We start from the raw sequence: 12,702 nt of genomic DNA, 5'->3' as shown, positions 1-12,702 counted from the left end.
CCTCCATGCTCACCGGCCGGACGAACACACTCGGTCGACGCCCCACGACCACCTCCAAGATCAGATCTTGGAGACAGTCTGCTGGCCGACGGGCAACAGGTCGATTACCCGGCCAAGGCGGCGTGACAAGCCACTAGCTGAGTCTCCGACGCGATCGCGCGTCCCGGTGCCCAATCTCCTCGCCGGATGCGCGCACGCAGAATCTCGGCGAGTTGCCGGTACGGCGTGAGCGGGGCGCCGTGATCAATCTCCGCATCCGGATCAATGGCCATGACTGGAAGCGTGGCGGTGCTGTGCATCGCGGTACTGCTCGCTGCACGTGATGCTGCCGCCGATGACGGGTTGAGCACAGGTTCCGCAGTTACGTGCGCACCTGGGGTTTGCGATGCCGAGGCACAGAGCGTCAGAAGGAATCCGGGTAGTTCGGGTAATGACAGGTCGGTGACTCATGGCGGGGCGGTGAAGCCCAGCGGCGGCGGTGGTGGAGGAGGGCCGGAAGGCCCGCCGACGGTCACGTCGACCGGTTGGGAGTACGACCTGGGTGGCGGCATTGGGATCTTGCCGCGCTTCGATCCCGAGAAGCCGGAGAAGCCGAAGCCGGGCGGTGGCCGGCAGCAGGTGCCCGTAGAGGTGGTCGTCCAAGAGGCGGTGAAGCGGCTGAAGTTGCCGAAGCCGCTGATCCGCACGAGCCCGGACGAGGAATTCGTGCAGGTGGTGCACGTGCCGACGTGGATGTGGGTGGAGGGGTCTACGTGGGGGCCGGTGTCGGCGTCGGCTGCTGTAGAAGGCGTGAGCGTGACGGCGACGGCGCGGCCGCGGAAGGCGGTGTGGTCGATGGGCGAAGGCGGGCAAGTGGTGTGCCAAGGGCCGGGGACGCCGTACTCGGATGCCTACAGTCCCCAGGAGTCGTCGCCGGACTGCGGTTACACCTATCAGCGGGCTTCGGTGCCGGGCCGGGCGTACACGGTGTCGGTGCGGGTGACCTGGGATGTCGAGTGGCATGGCGGTGGGCAGACCGGGGTTGTCCCGGGGCTGGTGATGGCCGCGCAGCGGAGGCTGGTGGTGGATGAGGTGCAGACCGTAGTGACGCGCTGACGGCTCGAAGCACGCGGCGTGGCCCCTGGCGTCGGGGTCGGCCGATTGGACGTTGGAACTCTTCTGATCGTGGGGTGAGTTGTGGGTACCTCCATGTCTTCTCCGGGCCTGAAGGGCGGCGGAGTGCGGGTGCCGGGAGCGCGCCAGTCCGGCCCGGAGCAGCAGCCGGCGGTGACGGGTACCCGTCGGCGCAGGGTGGGCTGGGTGTGGGCCGGAGTGGGCGCGGTGGTTGTCTCGGCGGTCGGTTTCACCCTGGTTGCGCAGGCGATGGGGGAGCGGAATCAGGTTCTGGTGCTTGCCCGCGATGTGCCGGCCGGACAGGTACTCAAGCCTGGTGATCTGCGCGTAGCGAAGGTGGGCGCGGAGACGGGCGTAGTGCCCGTCGCGGGCCGGGCCACGGTGCTGGGACGGCGGGCCAGCGTGCCGCTGGTTGCCGGATCACTGCTGGCCCCCGGTCAGGTGGGCACAAGCGCTGTCTTCCCGCCGAAGGGGTTTTCACAGGTGGCGTTCGCCATCGAGCCCGGCGGTGCGCCACCGGACCTCACTCGTGGAGAGCGGGTCGCCGTCCTTCCCGGCCCGGCCGACGCCGGAGCGCCGGGCGACGAGGAGCAGGCGGCGTCGACGGTGGCCGGGACGGTGACGGGGGTGCGGGAGCCGGAGTCGGCGGGTGGGCCGCGGGTGGTCACGGTGTTGGTGGAGACCGGCGCGGCTTGGCGGGCGGCGCAGCTGCAGCATCCGCGTGTGGTGGTGCTTCCCGCGGAGGGGCGTGAGGCTCCGTGAGGCGGCTGATCGTCGTCGGGTCCATCACCGGTGCGCCGGGGGTGACGACGACGGCGCTGGCTCTTGCTGCCGTGTGGCCGTCGGAGGCGGATGGCGGGGTGCGGCCGGTGATGGTGGAGGCGGATTCCTCCGGCGGTGACCTGATGATTCGCTTTGGTCTACCGTCGGCTCCTTCGCTGTTGGATGTCGCAGCGGCGGCGCGGCTGCGGTATCCGGGTTCGTTGCTGGGAGCGGCGAGCGAATTGCCTTTCGGGGTTCGGGCGGTGGCGGCGGTGCCTGGCCGTGGCCCGTGCCGGGAGTCTGTGCGACTGCTGGCGGGTGAGGCTGGGCAGCGGGTGCTGCGGGGAGACTTACACGACCGGGGCACCGTGGTGCTGGATGTGGAGCGCCTCGGTGATGACGTGGAGCCGCTTGTCGCTGCTGCTGACCGCATCGTGCTGGTGACTCGTGGCGGCGCCGAGCCTCTGACGCACGTGTCCGCCTATGGCCTGAACGCTGGCGCGTGTGCCGGGCGGCTGACGTTGGCCGTGGTCGGGCCGTGCCCGTACCCGGCTGAGGAGATTGCGAACACGCTTGGGATCGGGCATGTGGTCTTCCTGCCCTGGGATGCCAAGGGCGTGGCCGCGGTGAGCAACCCCATGCAGAGCGCGCTGCGCATTGCCGGGTTCCGTCCGTCACCGCTGATGACCGCCGCGCGCATGCTGGCGCGTCAGCTGGCCGATCCGCAGGCGAGCACGATGAGGACGAGCGCCAGGGACGGCGGCCGTGTGACCGAGAGATATGCGGTGCAACGGGCTGGCCGGAGCTGGACGGGTCTGGTTCGGGTGCCGGGAGCCGAGGAGAGTGGATCATGAGCGAGCTGCTGATGCCGCCGGGGGTGGTGTCCGGTGGTGGCGAGCAGGAAGTGGCGCACCTGGTGCGCCGGCGCGTGGCGGCCCGGCTGGCGGCGTACGCCGGCGAACGCGAGTCGGCCGGTTTGCCGGCGGAGGACGAATCGGCGCGGCAAGCCACCGTCGGACTTCTGCTCGCGGAGGAACTGGGGGAGCAGCGGCGTCAGGCGCTGGCCCGGGGCGGTCAGCTGATGGATGCGGCCATGGAGGAGCGGATCGCGCAGGCGGTCAAGGACGCGCTGTTCGGCACTGGACGCCAGGAGCGGCTGCTGGCCGATCAGGGAGTCGAAAACATCTGCGTCAACGGCTGCGATGTGGTCTGGGTCAAGGACGCGGCAGGCACATGGCGCCGTGAGGCACCGGTGGCCGCCTCGGATGAGGAACTGGTGGAACTGGTGCGCACACTGGCTGCCCGCACGGGCGGGGAGGAACGGCGCTTCGACCGGGGCATGCCGCGTCTGAACCTGCAGCTCCCCGATGGTTCGCGGCTGTTTGCGGTGATGGCGGTTACCGGGCGGGTGTCGCTGACGATCCGGCGTCACCGTTTCCCTGCCACCTCGATGGCGGAGCTGGTGCGGCTGGGCGTGTGCGACGAGCAGCTGGCGGGATTCCTGCGGGCGCTGGTGCGGGCGCGTAAGAACATCGTGATCGGCGGCGGCACCAATGTCGGCAAGACTACGGTGCTGCGGGCTTTCGCTCACGAGATCCCGCCCGAGGAACGGCTGGTGACGATTGAGGACACCTTCGAACTCGGTCTGGACGCGGACCCGGTGGCGCACCCGAACGTGGTGGCCATGCAGGCCCGGGAGCCGAACATCGAGGGGCAGGGCGGCATCGACCAGGCGGAGCTGGTGAGGTGGGGGCTGCGGATGTCACCGGACCGGGTCATCGTCGGGGAGATCCGCGGGGCCGAGGTCATCCCGATGTGCAACGCCATGAGCCAGGGCAACGACGGCTCGCTGTCCACCATCCACGCCTCCACCTCGCGCGGGGTGTTCACCAAACTCGCCTCCTACGCTGCGCAGGCCCCGGAACGCCTCACGGTGGAGGCGACGAACCTGATGGTGGCCTCCGCGGTCCACTTCGTCGTCCATCTGGGCTGGGACGCCGAAGGCCGGCGGGTCATCGATTCGGTGCGCGAGGTCATCGACGCGGACGGGGCACAGATCGTTGAGGCCTCGTGGCCGGTAGACCGAGCCTGAAGGGCTGCTGCGATTTGCGCGGCTTCTGCGACGGCATCCGCCTCGTCACCGGTGATGTTCTGGTTCGCCGCTAGTTCTCGTGTCACGCGATTGATTTCCGGGTCATGGTGGGGACGAAGTCTCATTTCGCCGTCGAGTATCTCGATCACCTGGCGACCGAGGTAGAACCGGAGGTCGCGAGCCAGTTCCCTGCGGGAGGCCGGCGGGGCGACGAGGACGATTTCGGGGAAGGCACGGGTGATCGCCTGCCAAAGTGGGTAGCGGCGGTGGAAGGTGCGGTAGTCGGATATCCATGCCATGGCCCTGCCGAGGCCGACGCCCCAGGCGGGCATGGTGAACCCTACGGCGAAGAGAGCGGCCGTGACGCTGGCGAACATGGGGGTCACAACGGAGTTGACGAAGCCGAGTGGTGAGATGCCGAGCTTGTCCCAGATGAGGGAGATGGCCTTGGGCAGGCAGTAGCCCAGGCCGGCGACTGCTCCCACGGTGACGATGCGCTGGCCGCGGCGCAGCCAAGGCCGGCCGACGATCTTGGAGTAGCGCCAGCAGAGACGGATCAGGCCGATCATGCTGACCGTGAACAGGGTCTGGTGGATGAGGAGCAACTCCCAGAAGTACGCGGTCGGCGGTATGTTGTCGCTTGAGCAGGTTGCGATGCCACCGCATGATCGTGTCCGGGCGTACCAGCACCAGGAGCTCGCGCAGCTTCTCCCTCGGCAGATGGTGGAGCAGGCAAGCGAGGGCAGCGCGGTCGGTGTCGGTGAACTTGGGCTTGTAGACCTGGCGTTGCAGTACGAGCAGTTGGTGCCGTAGGGCAAGGATCTCGATGTCTTTGTCCCGGTCGCTCATCCGCAGCAGGCGCAGGAGCGACAGGGTGTTGGTCGCGGCGAGGTAGGCCAGGCGCAGCATCACGAGATCACGATGGCGTCCGCGTCTGTGCGCATGAAGACATCGGAATGGTCAGCGGGCGCGATCCGAAGGCAGTCGATCAAGGCCTCTACCTGGGTGGATGATTTATCGGCACCCGCAGAGATCGAACTGGCCGTTGACACGCCCAGGCGCGCACCGCAAGCACAGACCATGCGACGGGCGTCCTGGGATGAGACAGGCGTAAGCCGCACCCCGTCCCAGCCGTCATCCCATACGGCACATCCGCCACATCCACTCCACCAAGCCCGCAGGGATGATGCCACGCGATCGAAAAGCCCTGGATAAAGCGTACTTTCAGGTGAAAACCACCTCTAAGGGAACTGAGTCTTTATCAGAACCGGAACTGATCATGTCGATTTTCGGGCTAGTCCTAATTGATCATGGCCGGATATACCTCTTCTCGAACTCGGGCGACATGGAGTCGCCGAGGCTCGAAGGAGGCGTCTTCCATGCCCAGTCGGCTTGGGATTCCCCGGCGAAGACCACCCAGATTGCTGTCCCGGCGCTGGAGTCTGCGCGTCGTAGGCACGCTGGTCCTCTCGCTCACCGCACAGGCGGCGGCCACGGTGAGCGGGACAGGACAGGCAGTCGCGGACAACCTCAGATGGCAACAATCAGCGCAGAAGCACATCCCGCAGGGGAAAACGCGGGCAAAGGCCAACGGCCCGCTCACCGCTTCCGACGTCGCCTCGGCGATCGCCACGGCGCGACTGCGCAAGCGCAAGGTTGAGATCCTGGACGAGTTGACCGCCCAGACGACGACCTGGGCCAACCCCAACGGTTCGCTGACCACCAACTCCTATGCTGCGCCGGTCCGGTTCAAGCGGAACAAGGCCTGGGTCGACGTGAACACCACGCTCCAGGCGGCCGCTGACGGCACGGTCGCTCCCAAGGCGCAGCCGGACGGTCTACGACTGGCGGACGGCGGCAAGAACGCCGTTCTCGCCGTACAGGGCACGGGCAGGCACAAGGTCGCGGTGGGCTGGAAAGGCACGTTGCCCAAGCCCTCCCTGCACGGCGACACCGCCCGGTACTCCAACGTCACACCGGGCGCGGACGTGACCGTCCAGGCGACGCGGACCGGCTTCGAGGAGAACGTCGTCCTGAAGTCCCGTCCGGCGGCCGGTTATTCGGTCACCATCCCGGTCTCCGCCGAAGGTCTGACCGCCAAGCAGGCGAAGAACGGATCGATCACTTTCACCAACGCGGCCGGGAAGATCGCCGGACGCATCCCCGCACCGGCGATGTGGGACGCCAAGGTCGACGCCAAGTCGCTGGAACACACACACCGCATGCGGGTGTCCATGTCGATGAAGCAGTCCGGCGACACGGTGGACCTCACCCTCACCCCGGACGCGAAGTTCCTGGCCGACCCCGCGACCCGGTACCCGGTCACCGTCGACCCCTCCGCGACCCTGTCCACCGTGCTGGACACGTTCGTGGAGAACACCGACGCCACGGCCGAGTACCTGTCGACCGACCTGAAGCTGGGCACCTACGACGCGGGAACCGATGTCGCCCGCTCCTTCCTGCAGTTCCCGGTCTCCCAGCTGGACAACACCAAGATTCTGTCCTCGTCGCTGAACCTGTACGAGTACTGGTCCGGCAACTGTGTGCAGAACTCCTGGGAGTTGTGGCAGACCGGCGCCGCCGGCTCCGGCACCCTCTGGTCGAACCAGCCAACGTGGACGACGAAGTACGCCACCACCACGCAGACCAAGGGGTACCCGTCCTCCTGCGGAGGTTCCATACCGGCCGGCTGGGTGTCGATCGATCCCACCACGCTGCTGCAGTACGCGGGTGACCACGGCTACAGCTACTCCAACATTGGTATCCGGGCGACCAACGAGACCGACTCCAACAGCTGGAAGCGGTTCTACTCGGCCAACGCGCCCAGCAACGTGCCGTATCTGTCGGTGACGTACAACTCGTACCCGATGACCTCCGCGCCGACGGCGGCACCCGGTGTCTCCGCGGTCTCCGGATCCACCACCACCCTGTACAGCAACACCACCACCCCGCAGCTGCAGGCCACGGTGACCGACGCCGACGGCGGCAACGTCATGTCCCAGTGGAACGTCTACGACACCACGGGCGGCGGCAACACTCAGGTCATCGCGGACCTCAACGGCTCCTGGACGGACTCGGGCGGCATCTCCAGCGCCAGCGTGCCCGCCGGCAAACTGGTGGACGGCCACACCTACACGGCCTGGCCGTGGGGATACGACGGCTCGCTGTGGGCCCGGCAGACCGTGCCGAGCGGCCTGGTCTTCACCGTCGACACCACCAAACCGGGTGCGCCGACGGTCTCCTCGACCGACTACCCCTCCGGAGCGTGGGCGAACGGGGCCGGCCAGGCCGGCAACTTCACCATCACTCCGCCCGCCTCCGGCTCCGACACCTCCGGCGTGGTCTGGCAGTTGGACGCGAACATGCCGACGACCACCGCGACCACCGGCAGCGCGGTGACGGTGTCGGTCACCCCGCCGACCGACGGTTCGCACACCCTCACCGTCGCCACCCGGGACCTGGCGGGCAACCTCTCCTCCTCGACGACCTACCAGTTCAACGCGGGCGCGGGAGCCGTGACCGCGCCCGAGGAGGGCACCCGTACCGACAAGCGGGTCACCCTGGCCGCGGCCGGGCCCAGCACCGCGCAGTCGGTGACCTTCCAGTACCGGCGCTCGGCCACCGATGCGTGGACCACGGTCCCGGTCGCGAACGTGACCAACGGCGGCAACCCCGTCTCCGCCTGGCCGGTCAACATGGTCAGCGAGGCCTCTCCGTCCCTGCTGTGGGATGTCGCCTCCACCCTGGGCGACGACGGGTCCGTGCAGGTCCGTGGCGAGTTCGCCACCGGTTCCGGGACCTATGACTCCTCGGCGGTCACCTTCACCCTGGACCGGTTGTCCTCGCAGTCGGCGACCTCTCAGGTCGGCCCCGGGACGGTGAACCTGTCGACGGGCGACTACTCCCTGTCGGCCACCGATGCGTCGGCGTTCGGCATCTCGGTCGGCCGCAGCAGCTCCTCCCGGAACCCTTCCAACGGATCGCTGACCGGACTGGCCGCCCCGTTCGGACCGCAGTGGACCATGGGCGGCGTCTCCGCCAACGCGGCAACGGCCTACACCGAGATCCGCCCGGTGACCTCCACCGCCGTCCAGCTCGTGCTGGCGGACGGCAGCGAGGTGGCCTTCACCAAGAACAGCGACGGATCCTGGACGCCTGAGCCCGGCCGGGAGTCGTACGCCCTCAGCTACAACGGCTCGGCGGACAAGTACACGCTCACCGACGACAACGGCACCGTGACGGTGTTCGCCAAGTCAGCGAGCACCGCCGGGGTGTGGACGGTGGCCACGACCACGCCGACCGGTTCGGGCAACGCCAGCCTGTACCGCTTCGACGCCGTGACCCAGGGCGGCGCCACCCTGATGCGGCCGGCCCGGATCGCCGCACCCACCTCCGCGGCCTCCGACCTGAACGCCTCGTGCCTGACCCCGGCCACCCCCGCTGTCGGCTGCCGTGTGCTGGAAGTCGACTACGCGTCGGCCACCACGGCCACCGGCACGACCGACGGCACCTTCGGCGACTACTCGGGCCAGGTCGACCAGATCGTGCTGTGGGCCACCGACCCGGCCGACGGCACCGAGACGTCCACGGTCGTGGCCCAGTACGCATACGACTCGAGCGGCATGCTGCGCCAGGTCTGGGACCCCCGGATCAGCCCCCACCTGGTCACCTCCTACTCCTACGACACCACCGGCCGGGTCACTGCGCTGACGCCGCCCGGCCAGCTTCCGTGGACGTTCGCCTACGGAACCGCGGGCACCGACGGCGACAGCAACGCCGGCCGGCTGCTCTCCGCCTCCCGGCCGACCCTGGCGCCCGGTACCGCGTCGACCACCAACGGCACCGCCACCACGAACCTGGTGTACGACGTGCCGCTGACCACCGGCGCGGGCGGCCCCGACACCATGGGGACCTCGGACGTGGCGGCATGGGCGCAGAGCGACGTGCCCACCGACGCGACCGCGGTCTTCCCGCCCGATCAGACCCCGGCGTCCCACACCGGAGCGGGAAACCTGGCCACCGGCGACTACACCCGGGCCACCGTGCACTACCTCGACGTCTCGGGGCGTGAGGTCAACACCGCCGCACCGGGCGGCCACATCACTACCACCGAGTACGACGGGGACGGCAAGACCGTCCGTGAACTGTCCGCGTCCAACCGCGAACTGGCCCTCGCGGCGAGCGCCAACGCCGAGCTGGTCACCCTGGGCCTGTCCTCGATGACCACCGCCCAGCGCGCGACAGCCCTGTCCACCCAGTACGTCTACGACGCGAGCGGTCTCGACGAGACCGACACCTACGGGCCGACCCACCAGGTCACCCTGCAGCACGCGGTCGCGGCTTCCGGATCGTCCGCCGCGCTCGCCGCGGGCACCGTGGTGGCGGCACGGGCCCACATCCACAACACCTTCGACGAGGGCCGGCCCACCGACGGCAGCGCCAACGTCGCCGACGAGATCACCACGACGGTCACCGGCATCAGCATCCCGGGATACGCCTCGGACGCCGACACCCGCACCGTGAAGACCTACTACGACTGGACCCTCGGCAAGCCGGTCAGGTCGGTCACCGACCCGACCGGTCTGGCCATCACCACGACCAAGGCGTACAACAGCCAGGGGTCGACGACCTCGACGTCCCTGCCCGCCTCCAGCGGTTCGGACGCCGGAACGACCACGACCAGCTACTACACGGCCACCGGCTCGGCTCCCTGCGGCGGTCACCCGGAATGGGCGGACCTGGTCTGCCAGACCGGGCCGGCCGCGAACATCACCGGCGGCGGCTCCAACCCGGCCCAGCGGGTGACCTCCACGACCACCTACGACATGTACGGAACGGTCGCCACCGTCACCGAGACCGCGAACGGCGTCACCCGGACCACCACCACCTCGCACGACAGCGCCGACCGCCCGGTCCAGGTGACGATCACCGGCGGGGTCGGCCAAGCGGTGCAGACCACCACCACCGACTACGACCCGGGCAACGGCCAGGAGTCGTCGACCAATGGCACAGACGGGCGCAGCGTCAGCCAGGCCTACGACCAGCTCGGCCGGCTGATGAGCTCGACCGACGCCGACGGCAACACCGCGGCCACCCAGTACGACGCGCTGGACCGGCCCACCAAGGTGACCGACTCCGCCCCGTCCACGACCACCTACACCTACGACACCGCGCAGGACCCGCGCGGCCTGCTCACCTCCCAGACCGACTCCAACGCCGGCACCTTCACGGCCGGTTACGACGCCGACGGCAACCTGGCCACCGAGGCCATGCCCGGCTCGGTCACGATGCAGCAGACCCTGGACACCACGGGCCGTACCACCGCCCGCAGTTACACCGACTCGTCGGGCAACGTGCTGGTCAGCGACCAGGCGACGTTCTCCGCGAGCGGGCAGCAGGCCGGCCACGCGCTGTCCACCTCGGGCGGGCTCGGCGTCGACGACAGCTACGGCTACGACGCGGCCGGGCGGCTCACCTCGGTGGCCGAGACGGCGATCCAGGGCCAGGCGAAGACCTGCACGCAGCGGACCTATGCCTTCGACGCCGACTCCAACCGCACCTCACTGACCACCGCCGTGGGCACAACCACCCTCGACGGCTCCACCCCGAGCTGCCCCACCAGCGGCGGCACGGCGACCACCTACAGCTACGACAGCGCGGACCGGCTGGTCACCAGCGGATACACCTACGACGCCTTCGGCCGCACCACGGCCGAACCAGGCGGCACCACCACCGCCTACTACGTCAACGACCTCGTCTACCAGCAGACCAAGGGCACCGGCAGGTCCACCTGGCTGACCGACCCGACAGGCCGCATCCGGGCCTACACCACCGAGTCCGACGCCACCGGCACCTGGACGCAGACCGCGTCGAGGACCAACCACTACGACGGCTCCTCCAGCGCTCCCTCCTGGACCCTCGAGAACAGCACATCGGGCGCCTACACCCGCCAGATCGCCGACATCACCGGGGATCTGGGTGCCAGCTACTCCTCGTCGAACGGCGACATCACACTGCAACTCAGTGATCTGCACGGGGACATCACCATGTCCCTGCCGATCAACGACGCGGGCGCGTCGGTGACCGTGACGGCCACCGACGAGTACGGCAACCCGATCGCCACCACCCCCAGCACCCGCTACGACTGGCTCGGCAGCAAGGAGGTCTCCAGCGAGACGCCCACCGAGGACGTTCTGATGGGCGCGCGGCTCTACAACCCGGCACTCGGGCGCTTCCTGTCGGTCGACCCCGTACCGGGCGGCGGCGCCAACGACTACGTCTACTGCTCGGGTGACCCGGTCAACTGCACCGATCTGAGCGGCCGGTACGACGACGGCAACATCGCGCAGAGCACTTCGGCCGAGCGGCACTGGTGCTACTGGCCCTGGCACTGGCGGATCTGCGCCTACATCGCAGCGGACGCCTACGCCGCACGCTCCGAGGCCACGTATCTCTTCGGCAGCGTGAACGGTCGCAGCTACGGCGATGCCTTCCAGCACATCCTGTGGATGGCACTCCTCTCCTACGATGTGGGGGCGGGAACCGCACGCGCCGCGGGGCAACGCCATGAGGACTTCTCCGGCAACGATTCCAGATACATGGCGCTGCACAACAACAACATCGGCATCGAAGTCGGCGAGGTCATGCACTACTACCACTATTCGCGCGGCGGGCGGGCATTCGCCCGGACCGTTGTCTGGTGGTCGTGGCTGGAGGCCTGCTACGGGGACGCCTATGTGCCGCGTTATGTGGGTTACCAGGCGAGGGTGTGTTATGGGTGATGGCGCAGTGCGGCTGCCGAGACGGCTCTGGCCTCGCTCGCGTCGCCGGCAGGCAGTCATCTGCGTCCTGCTCCTGGTGGCCGCACTGGCCATCGCCGAGTGGTACCGCTCTCAACCGGACGCCCAGGTCAAAGCCCGGATCGCCGTCCTCAGAAAGGACCCGATCCTGACGGCCTTCCGAGCAGAACTGGGACAGCCGGACAATCCGGTCACTCGCTGGAAATGCACCATGGAACTGCCGCCTGCCTACTCGGAGGATTTCCATGCGAAGGCGGCCACCGAGAGCGTCCAGAGCATCGCGGCGATTGCCCGCGGCGCGGGCTGGACAACCAGGATCAACCATCAACCCGACCGATCATTCACCGTCGAACTGCATAAGTCCTTCGGAACCTGGGCGAGCGATTCGCTCTTGCTGCTGCACCAGGGCAGCGTGACCGTGGAACTCGACGCCGTCGACAACGATCACGCTTCCTGCTAGCCACAGGGGCTGCGGGGGGGGGGCGAGTGCAAGGCGCCTGACAGGGCAACAGCCCAGGTCGGGCGCCTTTTCTCATTCCGTTGGCCGAGTTCGGATTCTCGGTCGCCGTGGCTTCCTGACGTGCGAAATGGGCCTTGAGCTTCCGGATTCGCTCTGTCTTCTCGGGGTTGGCCTTCGGCGACCGAGCGACGAGGACGCCTGTCTGGACTTGCTGCTTCTGACAGTGGCCCTCAGTGAGGTTTTATCAGCGAGACGATCTCTGTGGGGCCGGGGCGATCGGTGGCGTCGCTGGCGAGCGGGTGCGGCCCCCGGGTTGCGGAAAGACATGAAGCCCCTGGTAGGACAGGTCTCTCTCACAAGATCGTCCGCTGAACCAGAGGCCAACACCGCTGCATTTAGCCGTGAGCGGCCTGGTCAAGGGGGTTGAACGAGGCAACGGGACTCTTGAGGATCAACGATCGGCGAAGAAAGTCGAT

7 protein-coding genes and 2 pseudogenes are annotated in these 12,702 nt (G+C 68.3%); 7 read left to right on the top strand and 2 right to left on the bottom strand.

Annotated elements, in window-relative coordinates; all coding sequences use genetic code 11:
- Positions 1 to 131: 131 nt before the first annotated feature.
- A pseudogene (locus AB0M27_RS44215) lies at positions 132 to 272 on the bottom strand (GntR family transcriptional regulator); the annotation flags it as partial.
- 187 nt (positions 273 to 459) lie between these two features.
- On the opposite strand from AB0M27_RS44215, the gene AB0M27_RS44210 reads away from it, so the two are divergent.
- The 4 genes from AB0M27_RS44210 to AB0M27_RS44195 all read left to right on the top strand — a co-directional run bounded on the left by AB0M27_RS44210 (position 460) and on the right by AB0M27_RS44195 (position 3,967).
- Positions 460 to 1,095, top strand: coding sequence for a hypothetical protein (locus tag AB0M27_RS44210; RefSeq protein WP_365731381.1), 636 nt, complete (start codon positions 460 to 462; stop codon positions 1,093 to 1,095).
- A gap of 204 nt (positions 1,096 to 1,299) precedes the next feature.
- Complete coding sequence (locus AB0M27_RS44205) at positions 1,300 to 1,875, top strand: SAF domain-containing protein (protein ID WP_365731379.1); 576 nt, start codon at positions 1,300 to 1,302, stop codon at positions 1,873 to 1,875.
- Complete coding sequence (locus AB0M27_RS44200; RefSeq protein WP_365731377.1) at positions 1,872 to 2,729, top strand: hypothetical protein; 858 nt, start codon at positions 1,872 to 1,874, stop codon at positions 2,727 to 2,729. The genes AB0M27_RS44205 and AB0M27_RS44200 overlap by 4 nt, the downstream gene beginning before the upstream one ends.
- Positions 2,726 to 3,967, top strand: coding sequence for an ATPase, T2SS/T4P/T4SS family (locus AB0M27_RS44195; protein ID WP_365731375.1), 1,242 nt, complete (start codon positions 2,726 to 2,728; stop codon positions 3,965 to 3,967). Before AB0M27_RS44200 ends, AB0M27_RS44195 begins: the two co-directional genes overlap by 4 nt.
- 17 nt (positions 3,968 to 3,984) lie before the next feature.
- Here AB0M27_RS44195 and AB0M27_RS44190 read toward each other — a convergent pair.
- A pseudogene (locus AB0M27_RS44190) lies at positions 3,985 to 4,572 on the bottom strand (MAB_1171c family putative transporter); the annotation flags it as partial.
- Here AB0M27_RS44190 and AB0M27_RS44185 point away from each other — a divergent pair.
- The 3 genes from AB0M27_RS44185 (at position 4,535) to AB0M27_RS44175 (ending at position 12,226) form a co-directional block, all read left to right on the top strand.
- Positions 4,535 to 4,780 carry a hypothetical protein gene (locus tag AB0M27_RS44185; RefSeq protein WP_365731383.1) on the top strand — a complete coding sequence of 82 codons (246 nt, stop codon included), beginning with the start codon at positions 4,535 to 4,537 and terminating at the stop codon, positions 4,778 to 4,780. The pseudogene AB0M27_RS44190 and the gene AB0M27_RS44185 overlap by 38 nt on opposite strands.
- 566 nt (positions 4,781 to 5,346) lie before the next feature.
- Entirely contained in the window at positions 5,347 to 11,748 is a 6,402-nt protein-coding gene (locus tag AB0M27_RS44180) for a DNRLRE domain-containing protein (protein ID WP_365731371.1), read from the top strand.
- A 76-nt stretch (positions 11,749 to 11,824) separates the two neighbouring features.
- Entirely contained in the window at positions 11,825 to 12,226 is a 402-nt protein-coding gene (locus tag AB0M27_RS44175; protein ID WP_365731369.1) for a hypothetical protein, read from the top strand.
- Positions 12,227 to 12,702: the final 476 nt, after the last annotated feature.

The sequence above is a fragment of the Streptomyces sp. NPDC052107 genome (assembly GCF_040680215.1).
Taxonomy (GTDB): Bacteria; Actinomycetota; Actinomycetes; order Streptomycetales; family Streptomycetaceae; genus Streptomyces.
The sequence above is the reverse complement of the archived record's forward strand: the minus strand, read 5'-3'. Positions and strand labels throughout refer to the sequence as shown.

What these genes read in the sequence shown, in the direction of transcription:
- AB0M27_RS44195 (WP_365731375.1), top strand. Translation starts at nt 2,726, where the DNA reads ATGAGCGAGCTGCTGATGCCGCCGGGGGTGGTGTCCGGTGGTGGCGAG.
- AB0M27_RS44185 (WP_365731383.1), top strand. Translation starts at nt 4,535, where the DNA reads ATGCTGACCGTGAACAGGGTCTGGTGGATGAGGAGCAACTCCCAGAAG.
- AB0M27_RS44180 (WP_365731371.1), top strand. Translation starts at nt 5,347, where the DNA reads ATGCCCAGTCGGCTTGGGATTCCCCGGCGAAGACCACCCAGATTGCTG.